This is a genomic window from Providencia rustigianii (genome assembly GCF_900637755.1).
In the GTDB taxonomy this organism is placed as follows: domain Bacteria; phylum Pseudomonadota; class Gammaproteobacteria; order Enterobacterales; family Enterobacteriaceae; genus Providencia; species Providencia rustigianii.
Map to the genome: position 1 here is coordinate 186,386 of NZ_LR134396.1, position 24,833 is coordinate 211,218.

The 24,833-nt window shown below is 41.6% G+C and carries 21 protein-coding genes and 2 pseudogenes; 16 read left to right on the top strand and 7 right to left on the bottom strand.

Annotated elements, in window-relative coordinates; translation table 11 throughout:
• Nucleotides 1–5: 5 nt before the first annotated feature.
• From sctN to EL244_RS00920, 14 genes are all read left to right on the top strand, one after another.
• The gene (sctN, locus tag EL244_RS00850; RefSeq protein WP_126458088.1) at nucleotides 6–1,298 is read left to right on the top strand and encodes a type III secretion system ATPase SctN; all 1,293 of its coding nucleotides are present in this window, start codon (nucleotides 6–8) and stop codon (nucleotides 1,296–1,298) included.
• Nucleotides 1,295–1,750, top strand: a complete 456-nt coding sequence (locus EL244_RS00855; protein WP_006813899.1) for a hypothetical protein — start codon at nucleotides 1,295–1,297, stop codon at nucleotides 1,748–1,750. Before sctN ends, EL244_RS00855 begins: the two co-directional genes overlap by 4 nt.
• Entirely contained in the window at nucleotides 1,725–2,870 is a 1,146-nt protein-coding gene (locus tag EL244_RS00860) for a SpaN/EivJ family type III secretion system needle length determinant (RefSeq protein ID WP_126458091.1), read from the top strand. The genes EL244_RS00855 and EL244_RS00860 overlap by 26 nt, the downstream gene beginning before the upstream one ends.
• A 2-nt stretch (nucleotides 2,871–2,872) precedes the next feature.
• On the top strand, nucleotides 2,873–3,802 hold the full coding sequence (locus EL244_RS00865) for a FliM/FliN family flagellar motor switch protein (protein WP_126458094.1): 930 nt from the start codon (nucleotides 2,873–2,875) through the stop codon (nucleotides 3,800–3,802).
• 2 nt (nucleotides 3,803–3,804) lie between these two features.
• Entirely contained in the window at nucleotides 3,805–4,470 is a 666-nt protein-coding gene (locus tag EL244_RS00870; protein ID WP_006813896.1) for an EscR/YscR/HrcR family type III secretion system export apparatus protein, read from the top strand.
• Nucleotides 4,471–4,486: 16 nt separating this feature from the next.
• The gene (locus EL244_RS00875; protein ID WP_039854915.1) at nucleotides 4,487–4,759 is read left to right on the top strand and encodes an EscS/YscS/HrcS family type III secretion system export apparatus protein; all 273 of its coding nucleotides are present in this window, start codon (nucleotides 4,487–4,489) and stop codon (nucleotides 4,757–4,759) included.
• Nucleotides 4,756–5,550, top strand: coding sequence for a type III secretion system export apparatus subunit SctT (gene sctT / locus EL244_RS00880; RefSeq protein WP_006813894.1), 795 nt, complete (start codon nucleotides 4,756–4,758; stop codon nucleotides 5,548–5,550). Before EL244_RS00875 ends, sctT begins: the two co-directional genes overlap by 4 nt.
• 17 nt (nucleotides 5,551–5,567) lie before the next feature.
• Entirely contained in the window at nucleotides 5,568–6,653 is a 1,086-nt protein-coding gene (locus EL244_RS00885) for an EscU/YscU/HrcU family type III secretion system export apparatus switch protein (protein WP_126458097.1), read from the top strand.
• A 129-nt stretch (nucleotides 6,654–6,782) separates the two neighbouring features.
• A complete protein-coding gene (gene sicA / locus EL244_RS00890) occupies nucleotides 6,783–7,304 on the top strand; it encodes a type III secretion system translocator chaperone SicA (protein ID WP_126458100.1) in 522 nt (173 codons plus the stop codon).
• Nucleotides 7,305–7,314: 10 nt separating this feature from the next.
• Nucleotides 7,315–9,387, top strand: coding sequence for a type III secretion system translocon subunit SseC family protein (sctE, locus tag EL244_RS00900; RefSeq protein ID WP_230084829.1), 2,073 nt, complete (start codon nucleotides 7,315–7,317; stop codon nucleotides 9,385–9,387).
• An 18-nt stretch (nucleotides 9,388–9,405) separates the two neighbouring features.
• Nucleotides 9,406–10,716: an IpaC/SipC family type III secretion system effector gene (locus tag EL244_RS00905; protein ID WP_126458103.1), complete on the top strand. Its 1,311-nt coding sequence runs from the start codon at nucleotides 9,406–9,408 to the stop codon at nucleotides 10,714–10,716.
• 78 nt (nucleotides 10,717–10,794) lie between these two features.
• Nucleotides 10,795–11,724: an IpaD/SipD/SspD family type III secretion system needle tip protein gene (locus EL244_RS00910; RefSeq protein WP_172597489.1), complete on the top strand. Its 930-nt coding sequence runs from the start codon at nucleotides 10,795–10,797 to the stop codon at nucleotides 11,722–11,724.
• A 55-nt stretch (nucleotides 11,725–11,779) separates the two neighbouring features.
• Nucleotides 11,780–13,423 carry a hypothetical protein gene (locus EL244_RS00915; protein WP_126458108.1) on the top strand — a complete coding sequence of 548 codons (1,644 nt, stop codon included), beginning with the start codon at nucleotides 11,780–11,782 and terminating at the stop codon, nucleotides 13,421–13,423.
• A 9-nt stretch (nucleotides 13,424–13,432) separates the two neighbouring features.
• On the top strand, nucleotides 13,433–13,693 hold the full coding sequence (locus tag EL244_RS00920) for an acyl carrier protein (protein ID WP_006813887.1): 261 nt from the start codon (nucleotides 13,433–13,435) through the stop codon (nucleotides 13,691–13,693).
• Between the two features lie 51 nt (nucleotides 13,694–13,744).
• On the opposite strand, the gene EL244_RS00925 is transcribed toward EL244_RS00920, so the two are convergent.
• From EL244_RS00925 to EL244_RS00950, 6 genes are all read right to left on the bottom strand, one after another.
• Nucleotides 13,745–14,695: a carbamate kinase family protein gene (locus EL244_RS00925; protein WP_126458111.1), complete on the bottom strand. Its 951-nt coding sequence runs from the start codon at nucleotides 14,693–14,695 to the stop codon at nucleotides 13,745–13,747.
• 77 nt (nucleotides 14,696–14,772) lie between these two features.
• Nucleotides 14,773–16,335, bottom strand: coding sequence for a permease family protein (locus EL244_RS00930; protein ID WP_006813885.1), 1,563 nt, complete (start codon nucleotides 16,333–16,335; stop codon nucleotides 14,773–14,775).
• A 254-nt stretch (nucleotides 16,336–16,589) separates the two neighbouring features.
• Entirely contained in the window at nucleotides 16,590–18,005 is a 1,416-nt protein-coding gene (locus EL244_RS00935; protein ID WP_126458114.1) for a YlbE family protein, read from the bottom strand.
• A complete protein-coding gene (gene fdrA / locus EL244_RS00940; protein WP_006813883.1) occupies nucleotides 18,005–19,555 on the bottom strand; it encodes an acyl-CoA synthetase FdrA in 1,551 nt (516 codons plus the stop codon). Before fdrA ends, EL244_RS00935 begins: the two co-directional genes overlap by 1 nt.
• Nucleotides 19,545–20,468 (bottom strand): oxamate carbamoyltransferase subunit AllH family protein, encoded by a 924-nt coding sequence (locus tag EL244_RS00945; protein WP_126458117.1) that lies wholly within the window; start codon nucleotides 20,466–20,468, stop codon nucleotides 19,545–19,547. Before EL244_RS00945 ends, fdrA begins: the two co-directional genes overlap by 11 nt.
• Before the next feature lie 19 nt (nucleotides 20,469–20,487).
• Nucleotides 20,488–21,093: an ankyrin repeat domain-containing protein gene (locus EL244_RS00950; protein WP_006813881.1), complete on the bottom strand. Its 606-nt coding sequence runs from the start codon at nucleotides 21,091–21,093 to the stop codon at nucleotides 20,488–20,490.
• Nucleotides 21,094–21,682: 589 nt separating this feature from the next.
• Between EL244_RS00950 and EL244_RS00955 the strand changes: the two are divergent.
• Nucleotides 21,683–22,039, top strand: a pseudogene (locus EL244_RS00955) (LysR family transcriptional regulator); the annotation flags it as partial.
• On the opposite strand, the pseudogene EL244_RS00960 reads toward EL244_RS00955, so the two are convergent.
• Nucleotides 22,016–23,080: pseudogene (locus EL244_RS00960) on the bottom strand (TonB-dependent receptor plug domain-containing protein); the annotation flags it as partial. The pseudogenes EL244_RS00955 and EL244_RS00960 sit on opposite strands and share 24 nt — an antisense overlap.
• A gap of 579 nt (nucleotides 23,081–23,659) precedes the next feature.
• Between EL244_RS00960 and emrA the strand changes: the two are divergent.
• Nucleotides 23,660–24,832, top strand: a complete 1,173-nt coding sequence (gene emrA, locus EL244_RS00965) for a multidrug efflux MFS transporter periplasmic adaptor subunit EmrA (protein WP_006813876.1) — start codon at nucleotides 23,660–23,662, stop codon at nucleotides 24,830–24,832.
• The last annotated feature ends 1 nt before the right edge of the window (nucleotide 24,833 follow it).

The following is a 24,833-nucleotide window of genomic DNA, read 5'->3' on the forward strand; positions in this document are numbered from 1 at the left end:
TCATTATGAAACTATTTGATTCCTGCGCACATCCAGTGCGCATTCATGGATGCCTAATCGAGGCTCCTCTTCATGGCGTGTTTATCGGTGAGATTTGTTTTGTTGAGCAATCTCTCACTCAGCCAGAAGTGATTGCTAAAGCTCAAGTGATTGGCTTTAAAGAGGGTATTACTGTTTTGAGCTTGATTGGTCGAGCTCAGGGATTAACCCGCGAAGTGGTTATCCGGCCTAGCGGATACCCGTTTGTTTTCCAAATGGGGGAGCATCTTGCTGGGCGCATTTTCAATGCGGCAGGTGAACAAGTGGGATCATTAGTTGATGAACATATTGAAATTTCTCAGTTAAAAAATCGTTTACAACGGATTGATAACCCTCCCATTAGTGTTACTAAGCGGCGACCTGTAAGTGAACCTCTGGTCACGGGGATCCGCGCTATTGATGGGCTATTAACGTGTGGATTGGGGCAGCGACTCGGTATTTTCGCGTCGGCAGGAAGCGGTAAAACATCGCTGATGAACATGTTGATCAATCATGCCCATGGGGACATTCATATTGTGGCGTTGATTGGTGAACGTGGTCGAGAGGTTATTGAATTTATTGAAGAGTTAAAAACTTCACCTCATGCAGATAAAACAATTTTAGTGTATGCCACCTCGGATAGCCCGCCAATTGAGCGTTGTAATGCGGCGCTATTAGCCACCGCAATGGCGGAATATTTCCGTGACCTTGGACGTCACGTTTTACTGTATGTGGATTCGATGACCCGTTATGCCCGTGCTTTACGGGATGTGGCGTTATCAACGGGAGAGCTACCGGCACGTCGCGGTTATCCCTCATCTGTTTTTGAACAGCTCCCTTTATTGCTCGAACGCCCTGGGCGAATCAAAGAAGGGGCAATTACCGCCTTTTATACGGTATTGCTAGAAAGTGAAGATGAATCAGACCCCATTGGCGATGAAATTCGCTCGATTCTTGATGGGCATATTTACCTGAGTCATAAGCTAGCGGGGCGCGGGCATTACCCTGCAATTGATATTCTGCACAGTATTAGCCGTGTATTCCAAAAGGTGACTACACCAGAACATCGACAGTGGGCGGTGGATGTACGAAATAACTTAGCACGATTGGAGCAAATTCAGTTGTACCTAGAGTTGGGAGAGTACCAGCGTGGAGAAAGTGCTGAAAACGACCGAGCATTAGATAAGCAACCAGAAATAACCCGCTTTTTACAACAGCCAATGGATGATTTTGTCAGCGCAGAGGAAACCTTGGCTCGATTAGGTGACCTAGCATCATGATGATTTCTAATCTTTTGGCGTTAACTGAAAAACGACTCGAAAGAGTACAGCTTGAACAGAAGAAACTGCGATTGGCGATGATTCATTTACAGCAGGAACAGGTTCATTTACGCCAAAAGATAGACATTTTATTCACTCACGTCACGGTGTATGAAAAATCAGAAGAATTAAATCAAATTGATTTTTGGGAACGTCAACGATTAAAAGCCGTGGTTTTATCAGAAATCGCCCAATTTGAATATCAAATAGAAAATATTGTCAGTGAATTATCTAAGTACCATTTATTGAAGCAGCAAATGTCTGAGCGCGGGTTTATTTTGCGTAATAAGTGCGAGAAATTCCGAAAATATCTCAAGCAACAATGTCGTGCTAGATGGTTAAAATTAGAGCATCAGCAACAGAATGAAACTGAGGAACTGTTAGTCCATGTCGATAATAAAATCTATTCCTAACGAGAGTAAATTTAATTCCATAGCGGAAGGTAAAAATACATCGGTAGGTTTTAACCATCAAAAGTATGGTCAACAACACTCAGCGAAAAAAGTGGCTCAAGCTATTGTGCAAAAAAAGATGGAGCAAGCTAACTGCCATAAAAAAAACAAGAATAATGTTGATGAGGGTGGAGTTCCCATCATGATCGCATTATCAGCCAATGTTCAAAACATTCGTTCAGGGTCAAACATCGCGTTATTCGCTCAAATGACCCCAGTGAATGGTCAGCCGACTGAATTTCTGATGAAAACAGCGGCGCTGGAATCACCACCAATATCGAAGGATGAGGAGGTTATTCCGTTGGTTAATATTATGGTAATCCCATTGACGACAAATCAAATTTTCCCTTTAAAGTTAGGGGCTAATATCCCGAATTATGGACATAAAACAAATTCTACGTCGTTAATTGAACAATCATGGCTGGCAACATCGTTGAATCAGCAAGCAACATTTATGGATTCATCGTCACCAAAATCATTTGAAAACAACAAATCGTCAGCGATAACAGCGCCATATTTAGCGGGGATCGAATCTCTGGTTTCTGCACCGAATAATATTGCTCAAGCCAAAGACGCATTGGTATCTGGCGATAAGCCGCAGCCGAGTGATGCGCCACAAATACAACATTTTCCTGATGCCAAAAGCTTCCAGTTGGAGCAATCAGAAATTATTCAGCCAGATCAAATTGATATTACAAAAAATATTGTAGCTCAGGTGATGGCTGAGTCTTCAGTTCGGGCGCCTGTAGCGACATCAACGCCTTCGACCCACTCATCTGCTGATAAAGCGGTGCAGTTGGCTGAATTAATGGCATCAGGTGTGTCGAATGACAACCATGAAACTGCACCAGCACGAACCCTGAGTTATACATTTAGCCACTGGAGAAATACGCCTTCAGTTTCTTTTACATTAGCGAATCGAGAAGAAATCGTGGCATTCACTTACAGTTATGAAGTTCAACAGGCTTTGCGAGACAGTCAGCATTTATTCCACGGCGAACAAAAAGTGATTATTCGACGCGAAGAGCATGAGGGTCAACAACGTCATCAACAGCAACAACATCAGAACGATGAGGAGTAATCATGCTTAATTTGCGTCGAATCAGTACCCGAAAAAAACAACTTCAAGAATGGCAGCAACGCTTCCAGAACGAAATGACACTGCAAACGCCGAAAGCAGGGGAACGTTATTTTCAACTAACCCTACAGAGTGATACTCAAAAATCGTATGTATTTCTGGCTGCGGAGGATTGGTGCCGCCATCGTTGGCCGAAATTGGCACATTACGCATGGGATATGTTAGACGGCAAGAGTCTGTGTAAGGTTTTTACCTATGAAAATACCGGAAAGACGTTTTTCTCCAATCAATTCCGTTGTAGTTCTGTCGAGATTGTCGATGATGAACGCCTACAGCAGCCTTGGTTATCGGTTAAAGAGAAAACCCTTGGTAACGTGTTGCTATCCGAGCCTCTCGCAGGAATGAGCGAGTCAAAGTACAGCAATGGCTCGCTAGAAAAACTTAAGTTACAGGCAGATTGGATCCTTGGATATAGCCATATCAGCGGAAAAGCGTTGCAGTCTATTGCGCTGCACGACGTGCTTTATATTCAGCAATTACAACTGAATATGTCGATTGACGGACGTTTATTTGCCCAGTTTCAAAAGCAACAAGAAGGTATTTTTATGATTGAACATTTAATGACCCCAGAAGATGAGCCGACGAATACTGAAATGGAAGAAGCATTCGTTGATGAAGCAGCTCGTCCTTTTAATGTGAACGACTTGACCGTAAAACTGACTTTTGTCTTAGGGCATTCAGAGATCAGTCTTGCTGAATTAAATCACATGCAGCCAGGCACAATTTTCTCGATTGGTGAAAATAAAGAACGAGAAGTAAAAGTGTACGCCAATAAACAATTATTTGCCGAAGGCGAATTGACCTACATTGGCGAAAGTGAAGAGTTAGGCTTGGAAATCACTCGGTTGGTGAGCTTAGGCGATAAAAGGTTATAAGTATGCCGACGGTTCCGAATGAAATTCCATTATTAGTCCTCATCGCATTTTCCACATTGCTGCCTTTTATTATTGCAGCGGGGACCTGCTATTTAAAAATTTCAATCGTACTGATTATGGTGCGTAATGCCATGGGAGTGCAGCAAGTCCCCTCCACAATGGCATTAAATGGGATTGCATTGTTACTGTCCATTTTTGTGATGATGCCGATTCTGCAAGATGTGAATAATCATATGCGCAGTGAACGTGTCGACTTTAGCAATGTGGAGTCAATTGATAACTTTGTTGATAACGGCTTAGGGCGTTACAAAGATTACTTAGTGAAATATTCCGACCCGCAGTTAGTCACTTTTTTTGAGTCAGTTCAACAAGGAAAAAGTGAAGCAGAAGTGAGTGAAGAACAAGCCGAGCCAACATTATTCTCATTATTACCGGCTTATGCTCTCAGTGAAATTAAATCTGCGTTTGAGATCGGTTTTTATATCTATCTACCCTTTGTGGTCATCGACTTAGTGATCTCCAGTATTTTGTTGGCACTCGGTATGATGATGATGAGCCCTGTAACTATTTCAGTACCCGTAAAGTTAATCCTGTTTGTGGCGATCGATGGTTGGTCATTAATTTCGAAAGGGTTAGTCATGCAGTACTTCGAACTCGCACAACATTAACTTAGGGGAATGGATGATGGATTCAATCGTTTATGTGAGCAATAAGGCGATGTTGCTGATTGTTATTTTGTCTGCCATTCCCGTGATTGTCGCGACTGTGGTTGGATTGCTGGTGGGTCTTTTGCAGACAGTGACGCAGCTTCAAGAACAGACATTACCTTTTGGTATCAAGTTATTAGCCGTTTTTGGTTGCTTATTTATGATCTCGGGTTGGTTAGCAGATAAAGTCATGAATTATGCCCTTGAAGTTATGACGGCAGCGTTGCCATCCATAGGGCTATTTGGATGAATCAGGAGATGATTTCTCTGGCATCCTCTGTCTATTTTAATTTTCAGCATGGGTTAATGAAAATTGCTTTAGCTTGGCTACGCATTGCCCCTGTCATGTTTTTTCTGCCTTTTTTGAGCAACAAGCTGCTCAACGGGGGGATCATTAAGAACTGCGTGGTAGCGTATTTGGCGCTAGGAATGTGGCCCTATTTATCGGCGAGAGATATTGATTGGGCACAAATGAGTCTTAGTGAAGTATTTTTATATGAAATTTGCATTGGTATCGTGCTGGCGCTGATTTTAGGCTTACCGTTTATGATTGCCAACATTATTGGTGAACTGATTGATACCCAGCGAGGGGAAACCATCAGTAGTATCGTGGATCCGGCAAGCGGTAGCGAAGCTTCTGAGCTCGCGGTTTTTATCAGCTATATCGTGTGTATGGTTTTTTTAGCTCAAGGCGGTATGTACCAGCTCGCTAATGTTTTTGCACAAAGTTACCAATTATTGCCATTTGCTCATGGGTTTACGTCTTTTAACAGCTTACCGTTGGCTGAATGGTTAAACAAAGCCGTGGTGAATGGTGTTATTTTAACGGCACCCATTATTGTGACGTTATTTATTTCGGAAGTCGCGCTCGGGTTATATTCCCGTTTTTGCCCACAATTAAATGCATTTTCATTATCGCTCGCCATTAAATCGATTATTGCATTTATTGTTTTTTTACTTTATTTCCAAAATGAAGTACCGGACATCTTAGTGAATATGATTTCAATGTCGCCATTGAATAGCGTATTTCTTGATCCTTAATGTAAGTAGAGATTGCTATGGCTGAAAAAACAGAAAAGCCTACCGACAAAAAAATAAAAGACTCTGCTAAAAAAGGACAAAGTTTTAAAAGTAAGGATACGGTTGCAGCCATTGTATTAGTTGTCGGTGCATTAGTTATTGATGGCGCCGCTAGCTTATATGAACTTGGCGGGCTAATGAAAAGAATATTATTGCATCCATACGATATTCATATTGATAATTTACTTTGGCAGTTTTCAAAAATATTTTTAAGTTTGGTTTTGCCTATTTTAATTGCCTGCTTTTTATCGGGGACGATTGTTTCTTTATTACAGAGTCGATTTCGATTGGCAACAGAAGCAATCAAAATTGATTTAACTAAGTTAAATCCAATTGCGGGATTTAAGAAAATATTTTCTTTAAACTCACTAAAGGAACTTATTAAAGCTATTTTATATTTATTGGTATTCAGTATTTCAGCCGCAACTTTTTTTGTGGTGTGGCGACAAGAGATTTTTATGCTCTATCGAACAACCATCAACGGCATGATGAGTAGTTGGGTAACACTGTGTATTTTATTTGTTTTTGTGTTTCTGGCGGTGGCAGTTTTCATCGTTGTGATTGATGCTATTGCAGAGTTTTTCTTGTTTATTAAAAACTTAAAAATGGAAAAACAAGAAGTTAAAAAAGAATTTAAAGATAATGAGGGTGACCCGCATATCAAGAGCGCTCGAAAAGGTTTACACCAAGAGATCCTCTCAGAGGAAGTGAAATCAAACGTGCGAAATTCGACATTTATTATGGCGAACCCTACGCATATTGCGATGTTAATTTATTACGATTCAAACATTGCGCCACTACCTTTTTTGATGGCAAAAATGCGTGGAGTACAAGCAAAAGCCATTATTAAATATGCACAGCAGCAAGGTGTTCCCGTTGTAAGAGATATTATATTGGCTCGCCAAATATGGCGAACATATAAAAAAGACAGTTTTATTGATGAGCAAGGATTACAGAGTGTTATGCAAATAATTACCTGGTTAATTCGTGTTGAATTAGAAAAGCTGGGAATAGATGTTGACGAAACATTGGAAAAACTAATTAAAACCGAATCACATTCATAATTTGATAAGGGTGTAAATTAATTATTATTTTGCTAAATCGTTTTTTATAAGAAACAGATTATTTGATTAATTATGATGCAATCATCAGGGTTTGCATCATATGCCACACATTAATAACAAGGTGAGAATATGAATCATACCGCAACCGACGATTTAAAAGACGTTGATATGGAAGCTTTACTCGACAGTATTACCAGCGCCTTAATGGAAGGTGCTACCTATAAAGATATCCACGGTATTCCTCAAAGTACCATGGACGGTATCTATGCTTATGCTTATGAATTTTATCAGCAAGGTAAATTAGATGAAGCGGAAACCTTTTTCCGATTCTTAAGCATCTATGATTTCTACAATACCGATTATGTCATGGGACTTGCCGCGGTTTATCAATTAACGAAACGTTATGAGAAAGCGACGGAGTTATATGCGTTGGCATTTGTATTGACCAAGAATGATTACCGACCACTGTTCCATGCGGGGCAGTGTAATTTGCTGTTGAAAAAAAGTAGCGCAGCCATTCACTGTTTTGAAAGTGTCATTGAGAACAGCACGGATATGGATTTACAGAAAAAATCCGAAGCGTATTTGAGCGCTTTAAAGAAAAACCGGGAAAAAGTCGACGCCGAATCAAAAGATTCGAATACTGCGTAAAGGAAATAATATGAGTCAGGTAACAACGCCAAATACCCTAAATTCAGTGGGTAATGAGCGAATAAATAACATCCGTACATTTTTGCAAGGGAATCACCCATTAGGTTTAGGTGAGGAGAGTGCGAAGGCGCTATTAGCTTTAGAAGAGGCTTGTGGAGAACTCGCCTCTTCAGAGCAAATGAAGCGTCAGCGCGCTGAACATATTCCTCAATTGGTGAGACCAAAAATGTCGGCAATGAAAATGTCACCAGAGGCTCAGCAGGAAAAGGGATTCAATGCCAACGCGGTATTAATCGATACGTTTGCAACGTTACGCCAATTGTTGTTTGCTGGAAACTTAACGGAGTTAAGTAACCGCTTACAATTGCTGAATATTGAATCGGCTGCGTTACGAGAAAAAGGAGCTTTGTTGCTCGACTCATTTGCCGTAGCAACAGATCAACTTAATAGCTCCGCAGCCCAGTTTGACACGCAAAAAAACCAGTTATTTGCCGCAAAAAATGCGTTACATAGCTTAAAGACACAGCAACAGACCTCACAATTATCGATAAAACAGAATCAAGATGAATTGGCGCAGCGACAATCTCAACTCAATGAAAATAAAGCGTCTTTAGCCCAACTCTCTTCATTACCAAACACACCAGAAACCGACAGCGCACAGCTAATGCTACAAGCAAATATCGCAGAGCTGACTCATCAAATCCAACCATTACAGGTTCAGAATCACCAGCTCACGGAGAACCTCCGGACATTAAATAGCCAAGTGACTACATGTCATGATGATATCAACGTGTTACAGAGCAAATTGGAAGTTATCGCAGAAGATGCAGCTAAATTAGCTCAAAATGCAGATATAGAGCGCCAAAAATTAAATCAATTTATTGAAACTGCGCCACGCCCTACAGAGGTCGATGGGGATAAATGGGAAAACACCATTGCTTTACTCACCATGCTCACCGCTACGCTCAAGAAAGCGATGAATGAAGATTCGATTCGCAACCTCAAAGAGCAAGAAGAGGTGATGATGAAAGTTAGTGAAGCGGCGCGTAAAGACTCCGATAAAAAAGCTAAAGAAGCGGCAGAAGCGGAGCGCAAAGCGGCGGATGCCAATAAAGCAGCCTCTTGTGCGAGCAAGATTTTCAGTTACGTAATGCTAGCAATTTCGGTGATTGCGACGGTAGCGACCTTTGGCGCGGCTGCCCCATTAACCTTAGCGGTAGCTGCGATTGGTATCGCATTAGCGGTGACAGATATTGTTTTAGAAGAAACGGGGCAAGGGAGCTTAATGCAGATGCTTGCCGCTGAAATATCCAGTGCCGTCACCGATATGCTAGTGGCGTTTGGGGTTCCTGAAGAGGAAGCCAAACGTATCGGTAGCATTGTCGGTATGGTGCTTGCAGCGATTGCCTTTTTAGCAATTTCATTGCTTTCAATGTCCTCATTTGTGAAGAACATCGCCAATACGGTAACCAACGTGACCAAGATGTTGGCAAAAAATGTGGGAACTATATTAAAAAGCGCCATTAAGTCTATGCCGAAAAGTTTCACTAATGCTCTCGGAAATATGGCAACTAAAGGTGCCAAAGTTGGACAATCAGCCGCTGATAATGCCGATGAAATGGTTAAGCTCACGAAATTAACCAAGCTAGCAGATAAATTTGATGATGCCCAAGAGATTGCTAAGTCTGTCGAGCAAGTGGGTAGCAAAGTCGATGATGTTAAAGACATCGCAAAAACCGTAAAAGATGTGGCTGCAAACAGTAAAACACAGAGTGTAACGATGGCTCGCTTGGAAGTGGGAATGAAAGGAACGGGCGCTGGGTTATCTGTTGCAAATGCGGCAACGACAGGCGGATTACGTTTAAGTGCCGCAGCCCAGCATAGAGATATGAAAGAGATGTTAGCGGGCATGATGTTAAATAGTGAGGTGATACAGGCTCTTGAAGAATTGCTAAATGCATTAATTAAGTCTGTTTCAAAAAACTATGAACAGTTAGACGAAATGTTCACCACCATGATGAATTCTTTGAATCGATCAAACAGTAACAAAGTCGACATGCTAAAAACAGCACGCTTCGCTTAATTTTTTGGAGATAATCTTATGACAACCGTAACTCAATCCCTATTTTCTCCAGTGTTATCCAAGCCAGTTGGGCAGACAAATGCTCAAGCATCTACACCATCTACAGCAGTAGAAAATACACCAAAATCAGTTGCTATCGGTGATATTACAGCGAATCCAGCTGAAACTTCAGGTGAAAGAGTCGCCCTAAAAATCCCAAGTGGCACTGTGAATGCTGAGGCACTCACTAATGCATTAGACCAATTAGATTCTCCAGAAAAAGCGCTGTTATTAAATGATTTACGCACTTTTATCTCTTTGACTCCTGACATGGTTGAAACCACCTTAACTAAGGTGGTCAATGAAAGTACTGAGTTAACAGCAAAAAATATGCTGTTGGATGATGAAGCCGTAATTAAGCAATTTTCACAGGCAATTTATGTGATTTTAGCTGGGTCTTTCTTTAAAGATGTTTTAAATAACCAAGGCGTTACGGGAGTTTCTTCAAAAGAGACTAAATCCGTTCAAGCCGTGAAGAACAGTGAATTTGTTGGGATCATCAGCAGCGACTTGATCGTGGAATTGATGAAAATCATCCGCAAGGTTGTGGCTGAATTAAATATTTCTGATCGTCGTATTAGTGCTGATTTCTTAATGCTAAATGCCAAAATGGTGGAATCCGCTGCGGAATCTACCATTAAAGAAGGTAAAGAGATGTTTGCGGGTGCTTTAACGGGTTTCTTTACCTCATTAGCCATTAGTACCGCAGGCGCTGCATTCCAAGCGCGTTCTCTTCATAAACAAACACAATCGATTAAAAATAATCTAGTCAAAGCGAACCAAAATGGTGCGGCGGCTGATCGCTTAAATGAGTTAAATGCCGGTTCCCTCTCTTCAGCTAATGGACTGAAAGGAAACAATTTATCTTTAAAAACGAAAGATGGCGTAGATGTGGATATGGTGGATAGTGCAACACCAGCACAAAAAGCATTGGCAAACCAACGTGGGGCTGAAGCCGCCCAGCGAACCAATAAATTAGGGTTAGCGGAGCGAGATGAGCATGAGCGCATTATGAATAAAACGCGTGTCCATATGGGGGTTGCAGAACAAGGCTCTCGTTTATCTGACAACGCGGGGCAGATGGCAACCTCCGCTAATCAAGTTAATGTTAAATCGGAAGAAGCCAACAAAATGACTCAACAATCTGTTGCGGATATGGCTCGTTCGGTATCTGCCGATAAAGATAAACAAGTCGACAAAAATAGTGATCTCGTTAAAGAGATGCGTAAAAGCGTCAATGAGATCAAAGAAGAACAGCAAAGAACATTCCAAAGCATTGTTAGGGGATAAAAAAGGTTAATTATGATGATGGATACTTTTTCACTCACTAGCTATGCCCATTCTCCCCTGTTAAAAGGGGGGAAGCCTGTGGAGTCACAAACGCAGGTGAACACGTCAGTATGTGACGCTAGCTTATCTCCTCTGGATGCCCAGGGAGATGCATATCAACAAGCGACTCAGCATTTTCAACAGTTGGGTTATGACGTTGCCCTTGAGCCTTATCAAGAAAGAGCGGTTTCCTCGGATATTGAGCGACTCAATGACCAAATCAAAGATGTAAAACGTCGAAGCAAACGTGCGGTTGACCGTTATAATCAAGCTTCTCGTCATATTGCGGAAGCGGTAGCTGATGGGCGCCCACATGTTCAGGGTATCAGCAACCTAATCGAGAATATCCATTCTGGGTACCAAAAAAAATACGGTGAAGTGGTCAAAGCCTCGACTCAGTATATGCAAGATGTGAATACGGCAGTGGGTAAGATGAGCCAGTATATTACGGCGGGAAGTGATGGAAAAATCCAACTGAAGCCAGAAGCCCTATTACAAGATATGGATAAAATGATCAGTAAATACTCGGGTAAGAGTTACTCAGGTAGTGATCCTGGGGCCTATTTTGGCGGCTGGTCGGCAGATTTCAGTAACGCGACCCCGTTAACTGCCATTAAAGGAACTCAAGAAGAGTTTGAGTTTTGGGATAAAAAGCTTTCTGGGCAAGGGTTTATTGTTGAATACAAGAATAATGAGATCAAAATATATCCTGATATGAAGCCCATTGCAGAAATGTATTATTCGGTTACCCATTCCTCAGCAACTTGGAATGGTAGCGATATTATGTCTCAAGAACTACAGAGCTTACAGACGGCGATTGATGCTCAAAAAAACGCAGTGAATAGTAGCGTTTCAAGACTATTAGAAACGTTCCGTCAGGATAATAGTCACTTTGAAACATTAGTTCAGTTATTAATTCAGTTAATTAAAGATTTAAACCAGAACAACAATAGCCTAATCAATATGTGATTTGGGTAATTAATAAATTTGAAAGTTTAATCATAAGTAATTATGAGGAATATTTATGCCTATTGGAAGCACCGCGCTATCAAATAATCGATTGGTAAACTCACCATCTGATACTCGTAAAATCGCTGATACCAGTGAAATGGCATCACAAATTGCGTCAGTACATACAGCGCAAAATGAGCGTGTTTTTCCAATTAGTGAAGAAATGAATAATATGATTTCTATTGCGGGAGACCGTAATAAATTGCATCAGCATAATCATATTGAGCAATCGCTCAATATTCATAAATTATTAAAGAGTCGCCACCCTGAAATTACACGGAATATGATTCTGTCGGTAATCTGTGCGGGGGCAAGTGGCAATTTGGCACAGCAGGAAATCAATTATCGCCCGGAGAATAACTTAGTTCTTTTAACATTGCTCAAGCCTGAAGAGTTAAGCAGCATAAGCTTATTATTAGATTCAGCGGCTGATTTAATTACAACACTTTATAAAATGGGAGAAAAAAACTCCCATGCAAAACGCGTATTAAGCCATGAAGAAAAAGTATTTGATAAAAAAATCGAATCGGCATTATTGAAATTGGGGCAGGGTAAACTGCAAGTATTAGCTCAACGATATCAGCAGCAATATGTTGATCCCGCTATTAAGCAAGTTTTAGAAACCTACTTTAGCCAAGATGAAATTGCTAGCCACCCTATCGATAGCTTTTTGGTTAGCTCACTGAACTATGGTTGTGAACAGCGAGTCGCTGGCGCAATTCGTGAATATGAGCAGCATAAACGCGAAGCTTTTGTTGATAAAGCCTGCCAAATCCACAATATGTTTTTATCTTTGGAAGAAAAAATAGAAACTATTCGCCCACTCAAAATCAAAATGGATTTAGGGGAGCCAAAAGCACCGTCTTTACCGGTATCAGCTCCAGAGGAGGACACGGTTGATGGCCGACAATGTTTCCCTGCATCTGCCCCTAAAGAGTCATTATTACCAGCCACCACTACACATAATGAAAATATGTATAATACTTATAATACAAGTAATTATTATACGTCGCCGCAAGAAATAACGAGCATCAATAACGTCAAATCGGCAGAAGTCACTAGCGAAAAAACGGTTATCGAAAAAGTCTTAGTTGAAAAAGATTCAATTGAAAAAGCTGGGTTGCCTTCATCATTTCGATCGGTATTGAATGTGGAGCTTTGTGCGCCAGTTGTTAAATCGCCAGCGCGTTTTACAACAACGTTAGACGTGCCAATCATCCGTCATATTCAGGAAGTTGTCACCGAGGCTCCGACAGTGGTGGAAGAAAAGCAACTGGGTGGAAGTTTTGCGAATAAATATGTTCGCGTATCGATGAATGACCCCGCAACAGGAAAAGTTCGACATTCATGGCAGTTATCTGGAAAGGAAACTAAGCCGGTGACATTAAGTGAACGCGGCGCATTAACCCGTGACTCATCGTTACAAGAAGCCTACAGCCAGAATACAGACGTGAAGATTCAAACAAAAAATACGGTATTCGCTAACCGATTTGAAGCGGTGGAAGTGGAAGATGAAGTCACTGGGCAAATCAAAAAAACGTGGCAACTGGCGGAGACCAAAACCAGCAAGCCTGTAACCTTGACGGAAATGGGGGCGCTAACCCGTGACCAAGTCGCCAAAGAGAAGTATGACGACAATGGAAAACACTTCTCATAAGGTAACTTAATGACCACACAACATGCGACTGCGCAGCAATGGCTAGAAAATCATATTCAGCAAATGCGGACTTATTCAGGGATTACGAAACAATATTCAATGGATGCTGAGCTTATCGCGGATGTACACATTGATTCTTTAGAGCTGTTAGAGTTGATTGCCGCGGTTGAAATTTATACGGAGCAGCCATTGCGTGATGAAGTGTGGATGAAATGGCGACGTTTACAAGATATTGTGGATTATCTCGCTAAAACCGTGGTCATTAACTAAAAGATGATAAATGCGTTTCCTACTTATCAACCGTAGGAAACGCGAATCGAATTACCCCTGAACAATATGAGTGCCAGTTTCACCGCGTAATGCATCCGGCAATTTTTCAGGTGTGGTGATAATCACGCGTTTTCCACCCTGTTTAATGAATGACAAACTCGCCTCGATTTTTGGTAGCATACTTCCCGCAGGGAAATGCCCCTCTTCCATATAGCGTTGCATATCACTCACGGACGTTTCCCCAAGGGCTTGTTGTTGCGGTTTCCCGAAGTGAATACACACTTTTTCCACGCCCGTGGTGATCACTAAAATCTCCGCTTTTAATTCCTCAGCCAGTAACGCAGTCGATAAATCTTTATCAATGACCGCATCGATACTTTGATATTGTCCATGACTGTTCTTAATGACTGGAATGCCACCGCCACCAGCGGCAACCACCACATATTGGTTATCGACTAGCGTGCGAATCGCTTTTGATTCAATAACATGTTTAGGTTCTGGTGAAGCAACCACGCGACGATAGCCTCGTCCAGAGTCCTCCACAAAATGCCATTCAGGGTTATTTTGCTTTAACTGGTTAGCTTGGGCTTCAGTAAAAAATGCGCCGATCGGTTTGGTAGGTGCATCAAAATTAGGATCGTGCTGATCAACTTCCACTTGGGTGATCATCGTGACCGCTTGTCGTTGATGGCGTTGCATCAGCGCATTAGTGAGTGCTTGTTGAACTAAATAACCAATCCCACCTTGGGTATCTGCCACACAGTTGGCTAATGGGGTTAATGGCAAGCCTTCTTCCCGATGGGCAATTTCTGCACGGCGTAGATCAAGACCAACTTGAGGTCCGTTGCCATGGGTCAAAACAATGTTGTAATTGCCTTCGAGCATATCGCAAATATGTAGAGCCACTTCTTGCACGGCTTTTTCTTGCGCTTCGATAGACTGGCTGTTGTTATCTTTAATAATACTGTTGCCCCCGATGGCAACAACCACGAGTTCTTTCATTGTGATATATCCTGATACAGAGAATTTAGCGAATACGTCGGTGCGCTAGGCACACCGACGATTAAAGGCTGGTTTGATTACGCTGATTTACTGATTTTTTCAGCATGTTCAGGTTGTTGTTGTTCTACCGATTTGCGGCTATCCAAAAAGTGTTTGAGTACAAACAAAGCGGCCATCATGAGGTAAGCGTAAACAAACATCAAGGCTGGACCGGTTGCAATACCTACCGCAGGTGAATGGATGATACCGAAGAATACCAGTACGGCGCCAACTGCCGCGGCAATTGCACCACGTAATGGCTGATTTAAGATAGCGAAGATCGCAATACAGCCCCACAGCATACTGGCTAACGGTGCACCGTTACCTAAGTGAACAAGACCTTGATAATAAACACCTTTGTGTAACAGTGTCTCAACACCAATGGCACTTGCAGAGGTTCCTGCCGCATTCATCACGCTGTTAACCATGGTCAATGCCCAGTTGGCTATCCATGGGAATAGACAGATAAAGATAACGGGCACTTCAATTTTCGGTGTTTCCCGCACCACTTGGTTGGCGGTGACCACGCCGATAAACACCAGAATTGGCACAATAGCGGTCATTGGGATGATGGCTAACATGAATGCGCCGATCCCGAATAGTGGAACAAGGAACATGGTGATACCGGATGCCAATGTATAACCAACACTGGCGCCCATCGCTTTCCAACCCGCGTGACCCACATACACGGTGACAGGGAATGGGTTACCCATAAAACAGCCAACAGTCGAGGATAAACCGTTAGCGAGCATAACTTTACGAGTGTTGTACTCATCGCCAGCCGCGTGAGCACTTTCGATATTTTCCAAGTCAAAGATATAGTTTGCTAAGCCTAGTGGTACGGCTGAGGCTAAGTAAGGTAATGCATGAGGTAAGCCTTGTAAGAAGCTATCAATATGGATGCCAGGTGGGTTAAAGCCGAATGACACCATGGAATCTTTAATGGCTTCAGTACTTTGTAAACCCGATATCCATGCTAATGCAGTACCCGCAATCAGCAGTAATAAGCCGGTAGGAATACGGGCAAAGATCGGCTTTTTACCAAACCAGTTGATGAAAATTAACAGTAATACGATGAATGAAACGGTTGGCGCTTCAAATGCTTGCAGCATTGGGTTCATCGCCAGTAACAGTAATCCTAGCCCAGAAAGACAGGATAACAGCACGGTACGTGGGATCATCTTACGGATAGTTTCACCTAAGAATGAACCTCCAACGAGGATCATCGCCTCCACGAAACACCAAACGAGCGCGATTTGAATCGCAAATTCCGCATTCTGAGTGGTCTGGTACACCGGCATGATAACCAAGAACGTGACGGTGAAAATAGAGGGAGCACTCGGTCCTGATGGCAATGCGGTGACATCATTACGACCGGTTTGCTTGATCATCTGCTGACCAAAGTAAGCGTAGCTAATACTGGCAAGTAAAACAGCAAAACCAAATGCAGGAGCAATACGGCCGTAAACAATTTCAGAGGGAATTCCAACAACGAAAATTAATAATCCCATCATGGTGAGTAAGTTGGTTAGGTTATTGGTCATCAACCCAAAGTAGGCGGCCAAGTCCCCACGTTTCCACTTAATATTCAATAGATTCATTATATACTCCCCATACCCGTCATTCTTTGAACTGCAGCGTTGTTGGTTGCGTTCATTCGCCCTAGTCACATATTGGTGTGTGCCTTGGATTTCATTGACTTGCTACCTAGCTGCAATTCAAATTATGTTGGGGGTAATTCCATCGATATTTTGAGCTACAGCGCTGTTTTCAATTAAGATTAATTGGGTATATGTCGTTTTATAGTTATTTTTTGCCCGACCGAAATCGGGCGTTATTTGGCTATTGCTGGTGTTTATGCATATTTTTGTGCGTAAGAGAGCATCGCTTTCTCAAAACACTCAAAAGGTGGATGAACAATACCTGCCCCAATCATGCCGATACCGGCATCTTTATGGGCAATGGCGGTATTGATGACAGGTAAAATGCCGCTTGCAGAAACTTTGGTAATATCAATGGCGGTTGGAATTCCCATGAAACCAAGTAGTGGGATCGTAATATTTGGGTTTTCACCAAGGGTAATCTCACGCATTTGACGAGAAAAATCTACAGCTTCGTCAACGGTACCACCGACAAGAGCAACAATTGCCGGTGCTGTTGCCATGGCAAAACCACCAATTCCGTAGGTTTCTGTGATGGCAGAATCCCCAATATCTAAGCCGGAATCTTCAGGTTTATAACCCGCGAACATGGGACCGATAACCTGCTGAGAAGGACCCGTAAACCAATGACCCGGTAACCCGCTAATGCGTAAACCAAATTCATAACCATTACGTGCCATGGTGGTGACGACGGTGCTGTATTCGATACCATGAGCGGCATCCATCGACGCTTTACACATCGCCATCCACGTAGGGCCTGAGAAATAATCGCTGCTGGCAACAAAATCAAACACTTCTTTTTGTTGAGCCACAGAGAAATTAGTCTGAATGATGCCTGTTGTTAGTGCCTGAATGAGTAATGTGGTTCCCGCATTATTACGGTTATGGCACTCATCCCCCATATGTAGGGCTTGTGCGAGCATTAAACGTAAATCAATTTCGCCAATAATGTTCATTGCGTCACGGAGCATTGGACCTAATACATCGCGCATCCAATTTAAACGGTCGATAACGCTTTGGTCGTTAGCGCCCATCCGTAAAATTTTCGCCATCTGCTCACTGAGGTTGGTGAAAGCGCGGTTACCATAGGTTTTATTTTCAACGATGTGCATGAACATGGAGGCGGAAGTCACGCCCGCCATCGAACCGACACAATCATGCTCATGGCAAGGAGAGAAAATAATATCTCCAGATGCAGCAACACGTTCTGCATCGGTTAAATCTTTAGCTAACCCTTCAAAGACTAACGCACCCGTGACAGCGCCTTTCATTGCACCACACATGTTTTCCCAAGCAACCGGAGGACCCGCATGCAGGATGGTATTTTTAGTCATACCCGGAACCACATTAATCGCTTGGTCATAACCGACTAATACAGGTTGGGATTGGATAATTCGCTCAAGAGCTTGCGCATTAGCCGCTTCAATTTTTTCCTGTAATGCCGCGTTATTTTCGATGCTATCCAGAGCGCGGATCACCGCAACGTTACCTTGACCAGGGGGAGTCCAGCTTAAATGGGTCACAGGAACATGTTGTTTTTTCAGGTCATCGCTAAACATTTCGATGCCAATGTTAATTACGTTTAATGGTTGCTTAAATAATGAAGTCATTATGCTTTTTCCCCTTTCCAAACAAATTCACGTCCTAATAAACCGGTATTGGTGCTGCTGCTTGCCCAGATGACATCTGCATCGGTGAGCATTTTGACTTGTGCATCCATTGACGGTGAATCTTGGTCAGTACCGAGAACGTAGCCTAAAATCACCAGTTCACGACCGTCTTTCTTCGCGATATTTTTGGCTTCTTTAATCGCATCAATCATTACGCCAACTGGGTCTTCATGGGAGCCGTAGCCAAGCACAAAGTCCATCATGATGACACCGACTTCAGGATCACGGGCTTCTTGCAGTAAACGCCCGATGCGGTTTGTTGGGTCAATCATTGGGTGCGGTTTACCGTTGGTGAAGTCATCATCGCCAAAATCTAGGAAGGTATGGGCGATACTTTTATTGACATCTTTTAAGCGGAAATCAGGGTTTGGCTGAATATTGCTGTACACATCGTCATATTTTTCGAGTGCTGCGAACATCGCTTCATCACACAATGTGCCGCCACAGAACAGTCCGCGAATATATTTTTGCTCTGGTTTCAGTATGGCTCGGACTTCATCAATCAGCGGTAAATTCAGTGGATGCAGGTCTAGCGTCTCTTTTTTAATACCGGTTAACAGAACCGCTTTCAGTGCCGCTTCTTTGGTACCTTGAGCAAAGGTCAGTCCCGGTTCATCATCCGGTAATGGCTGGCTACCTAAGAAACAGACCACAACGGGCTTATGGCATTTTTTTGCTTGCTCGAGCACTTTTTTGGCGACGGAAGGGGCTGGTGGTTTCGAGATTAAGGCAATAACGTGGGTTTCATCATCGGCATCCAGCATTTTTAAGGCATCAATCATCATGATCCCGCCAATTTTTTCGCTAAGATCACGTCCACCGGTACCGATTAGCTGGGAAACTCCTGCGCCAAATTCGTGAATACGCACGCTGAGTTCTTGGCTTCCCGTTCCTGATGCGCCGATGATCCCAATGTTGCCACGACGAACATCATTACCAAAACATAATGCCGTGCCATTAATGATGGCGGTGCCACAATCGGGTCCCATCATCAGTAAGCCTTTGCGGCTGGCTAATTGCTTAAGCGCTAATTCATCTTCAATGGAGACGTTGTCAGAAAATAGCATCACGTTTAGGTCATTTTCTAACGCAATACGTGCTTCACGAGCCGCAAACTGACCATTCACGGAAATGATGGCAAGATTGCTCTCTGGGATATGTGATTTAGCTGAATTGAGTGTGGCATATTTCGCTTCGTGGGTAGAGCCACCTTGGTTCTTCTTATTGAATAACTCTTCGATGGCGAGTAGTGAGGCTTCATTTGCTTCATCACTAGGGCCCTTAATCACGATCATTAAGTCGCCATTCTTCGCGTTTTCTAATTCTGGGGTCAATAAGCCAACATTGCTTAATACACCTTTATTCATCTCGGTTGCCATCGCGACGAATGCTTGCTCAACATTTTCAAGTTGATTGGCTTTCGTTGAAATTGACATCAGGGATACGGAATCAAAATAGGTATTCTTTTTTATGACAACTTTAGTCGACATCTGTTTCTCCAAAATAATGAGTGAGATACAAGGCATCACGAACGCCAAATAGCATGTCGCAACCTGAACTCGACCCGATATTTAAAATCGCTAAAAAATTCGCCTGCATATCGTCATTATTCCCATCAACAATGGATTGAATAAGCCGATACATATTTTCTCGGTACTCATGGCATAGCGCCTTTTCTAAAGTGACCGCGCTAATCGGCGTGGTTTGTGCTTTTGCCGGTGTAATTCCTTGATAAAATTCGGAATAAATGTCGCTCAAAAAATGGTGCTTTAAGAGCAAAATAGACATTAATCCCACGAGATAATCATCGCCTGTCGGCGTCAATCCAATGCCTAACCCGACAAATTGCGAAATAACAGAAATAACGTCGGAACGTTTTTTTTGTTTTATTAATTCAATTAATTCAACGCGTAATTGAATTAATTTTCTCGCCATTGAAAAATAAAATACATTATCGCCTTGATAATTAAACAAGGTACCTGGATGGTTTTTTAAAATTAAATCTAAATCGTTTATTTGTTTTTTTAAAAATAAAAAGTATTTAATATCCTTTTGGTTATTAGGATTATATTCAATAGGTGGTGGTTGCCATTTTTTACATAATTCAAAACTTAGTGAGTATTTTTCACCTATAGTCATATACTGACTATTGATGGTGATAAGGTCTCCATCATGGATATCAAATAGAGAAAAGTCTTTAATTAATAATCGACAGCTGTTTGGTGCATTATCTAATTGTGAGCAAAGTAACGTGAATAAAGAATTATTAATGGAAAAATTAATCGCTTTATTAAATACCTGCTCAATATGTCCTGTTTCTAACGGCTGATTTAACAGGTGATAAAAATGGGGGTCAGCCGTTAGTCCATATAATATCTGTCGATGGGGCGCGATATTATTCACATGCTTCCTCGATTAGGGATTAAGCACCTGCCGCGACCAGCAATTTTTCAATTTCGTGATAACCTTTTTCACGGGCTAACTCTAATGGTGTTTTACCATATTTATCAGTCATATGTGGATTGGCACCATGTTCTAATAGTAATTTCACGATTTGCTGTTGCTTCTCTTTTCCATCATTTAATACGATGGCTTCTAATAACGGTGTCCAGCCAACAAAGTTAGTGTGATTGACATTGATGTCTGTTTTTTCCAGTAATTCCTGAACAATTTCCACATGGCCTTTTTCACTGGCAGGGGTAATACCCACACCACCGAAACGTGTTAATAAATCAAGATTAGGATTGGCGGGTAATACGAGACGTAATAAAGTTAAATCGTTGGTTAGGCAACTTAACAAAAATGGGTTAAAACAGGTTTGGTCTTGTTTATTGATATCCACACCAATACTGATTAAATAAGTGATGCAATCATAATGCTTATTTAAACTCGCATTCACAATTGCTGTACGACCTTGTCGGTTCGTCGCGTTAATATCCACACCTTTCTCGACACAATTTTTTAATGTCGCTAATTGACCTTGTTCTGCTGCGTTAAGAAATTCTTGAACTAGTGCGTTGGCTGTCATAACGCTCTCCTGTATTAGGGCTTTAATTTTTATTTATCGATTTTAAATCGATGAATATTTGATAAACAGAGCATACCAATAGGGACTAATAAATAGAATCCATTTAAATATCATTCATCAATAGGAGGGCTGATTGTTGAATTGAATTTAATAATGCGTGCTTTTTGTGCGTGAAAGCATCATTTTAATCGTTTAAATGCCGGTTTTTGGGCTTTTTGCAGGCTTTTTTTGGGTAAAAATTGACGTGTTATGGTGAGTCCAAAATGATTTGATCAGTTCTGTGATACACATCAAATTAGAAGTTTAATAAATGTTATCATTGTAATGATTTTGTAGGTAACGACAAAGTTATGCAAAGTGACTTTTATATTTTTAATTCAATAATATTAAGTTGTTATGTTTATTTTTCCGTTTTTTACTGAATGTCATTTTAGCTAAGTCTAAACATTAAAAATTAAACATTCCATCAAAGTAAATATTTCTGTTACTCTATAAAAAATGGTGAATAAATAATCAGTTTTTCAGGCTATTGAATAGTATTCACATAAAATGCATTTTTGAACGTTTTTTATTCAATACAGGAAACGCGATGAACTCAATTTTTATCGAAGAAAACTTGCTGACATTCACCACCGCAGCAAAGTATGGCAGCTTTAGTAAAGCTGCGGAAGAATTGGGGATTACCACCTCGGCCGTGAGCTATACCATCAAGCGCATTGAAACCTATTTGGATGTTGCGCTGTTTATTCGTGATACTCGCAATATTGAGTTAACGGAGGCTGGGTTCTATTTTTACCGCAAAGCCACTGATTTATTAAATGATTTTCATTCGATTAAAAAGAGTATTTACTCCATTGAACAAGGGATTGAAGCGCGCGTCCGAATTTGTATTAATCAGCTTCTCTACACGCCCTATCACACTGCCCACCGTCAAAATATTATCCGGTAAGAACGCCACCACTTTACCATCAACGACAGTATTGGTGATTTCAGGAACACGGGCTTCGTATGCAAAATTATACAGCCCAGTTTTCGTATCTTTGGTTTCAGACTTAGTTTTACGCTTTGTTTGTTCTTGATAAACGCTCACTTCCGTTTGGATGATATCCCAGTCACCTTTGTAGGTTAACGCCATATGGTTACGGTCGTTGTGGATCTCTGATTTGGTATTATCGCGACGTTTACCATTGAACATGGAGTATTCAGCTAAAGATTTGCCGGGTTCTGAGTAACGTTCTTGGGTGGTTCTTCCCGCTTCAAATAAGAAAGTTTGATTTTCCATCGGGGTGAAAGTCAGTTTGGCCGTTAAGCTTTTATTGTCTTTCTTATTGTGTCCATCAGGAATTTTATCTTCCTTACGATAATCACCGCCGCCATACAGTTGCAGGCCTAATTTATCTTGGATTAATGGCCCTGACAGGTAGAAGTTACCATCCATGGAATCGCCGCTTTCGCTGTTTTCTTGGATGATAGCACCAGTTGTGACGCTACCATGCCACTCATTGGTCACTTTTTTCGTGATGATATTGATAACACCGCCCATGGCATCTGAACCATACAGCGATGACATTGGTCCACGGATGACTTCAATACGCTCAATCGCTTCAACGGGCGGCATAAAGCCCGCTTCGAATCCACCGCTACCATTTGGACGGGATTCACGGCTATTTTGGCGACGACCATCCACCAGAATTAGAGTGTATTCGCCAGATAATCCACGAATATTAATATCTTGTTTGTTTGCACTACCAACGACGCTCACACCTTCAACATCTTTAACGGCATCAGCTAAGTCACGTACCGGTTTATTTTGTAATTGTTCTGCGGTGATAACGGTAATACTGGCTGGTGCATCACGTAACTGCTGTGAGTATCCGGATGCGGTGACAATCATTTTGTCGGATTCTTCTTGTGCTGTGGCGCCAAACGAGGCAATAGCTGCGCAAACACCCGCAGCAAGTAGTGAATATTGAGAACGCATTTTCATATTTATCCCTAGTAAATCTAAATGATAATAATAATCATAAGTCTTGCGAATATTACCATCGAAACACATCTGAAATAAATAATTAGCTAGCTATTTTTTAGGCGAAGTTTGATCTCGGTTAACTTTTTTTTGCAGAAAATTATCGGAAAAATAGGGGGATTGTTAGTACCAATAAGAGGCTATCAAGGCATTCTAGATAGAATTCAATATTGGCGAGTAAAATTATTTTGATTATCTTATTTCGATATATTCAAATTTGAGTCAGGCAATAAAATAATTTAATCAACTCATCATTTTTAGAATAAATTAAATGCGGAATTGGATTTCTTATTTGTGAATTATTTCTACTGATGAATATTAATATCCTATTTAGATTGTTTTTTTTCGTGGATATTAGGCTATTTAGTCATTTATTATTTTATATCTAATTGAATAAACTATGATTCTAGTCAATTTTAAAATATAAATTTTAACGCGATAATCAATTGAATTTAAAAATAATTGGCTATTGCATTATTACAGTGAGTTCGTAAATATAGTGGATAGAAATATTACTGAATCTTTTGCCTGAGAATTATTATGGAACAATCAACAAATTCAACTGAAACACCGCAAGAAACGAAAATGAAAAATAAAAGAACGTTATGGATGGTGATTGCCACCATTATTATTGTTCTATTATTTGTCGCTTATGGTGTGTATTGGTTTTTAGTCTTACGTTTCCAAGAATATACCGATGACGCCTATGTCTCTGGTTTGCAAATTCCGATTGTTGCGCAAACAACAGGGAATGTGACTCAGGTTAATTTCGAAAATACAGATTTGGTGAAAGCCGGCGATGTATTGGTCGTGTTGGATCAAACCAATGCCAAGCTTTCCTACGAACAAGCTAAACATGACTTAGCTACCACGGTGCGCAAAACCAAAGAGCTGTACATTAATGGGGATCAGTATCAGGCGCAAATCCAACAAAACCGTGTCTCCCTTGCGCAAGCCCAAAAAGATTACCAGCGGCGTATTGCATTAGGCCGCAGCGGAACAATTTCGAAAGAAGATTTACAGCACTCCCAAGAAGCGGTGCAACTTGCCCAAGCCGCGTTGGATATCTCTATTCAACAATATAATGCGAATCGTGCATTATTGCGCAATACCGCTTTGAAAAATCAGCCAGCGATTCAACAAGCGGCAGATAGCGTGCGCAGCGCCTGGATCAATTTACAGCGCACTGAAATTAAAAGCCCAATGACCGGTTATGTCTCCCGTCGTAACGTTCAAGTGGGTTCGCAAGTGAGTTCACAAAGTTCCCTGATGGCGATTGTCCCTGTACAGCCAGTTTGGGTCGATGCTAACTATAAAGAAACGCAATTAGAGAGCGTGCGTATCGGTCAGCCAGTGACCATTAGCAGTGACTTTTATGGTAGCGATATTGTGTACAAGGGAACAGTCGTTGGATTAGACATGGGAACCGGCAGCGCGTTCTCGTTGCTACCTGCACAAAATGCCACGGGTAACTGGATTAAAGTAGTACAACGTTTACCAGTACGTGTGGAATTAGACCCAGAACAAGTGGCTAAGCACCCGCTACGTATTGGTTTATCGATGAATGTCACCATTGATATTAAAGATCAAAATGGACCCGTGTTATCGGAGGTTCAGCGCACAGTACCTGCCTTTGAGAGTGATGTATTGGTATTGAAGCTGAATGAAGTTGATCAGGTGATCGATACCATCATTAGCAATAACGCGGATTAGC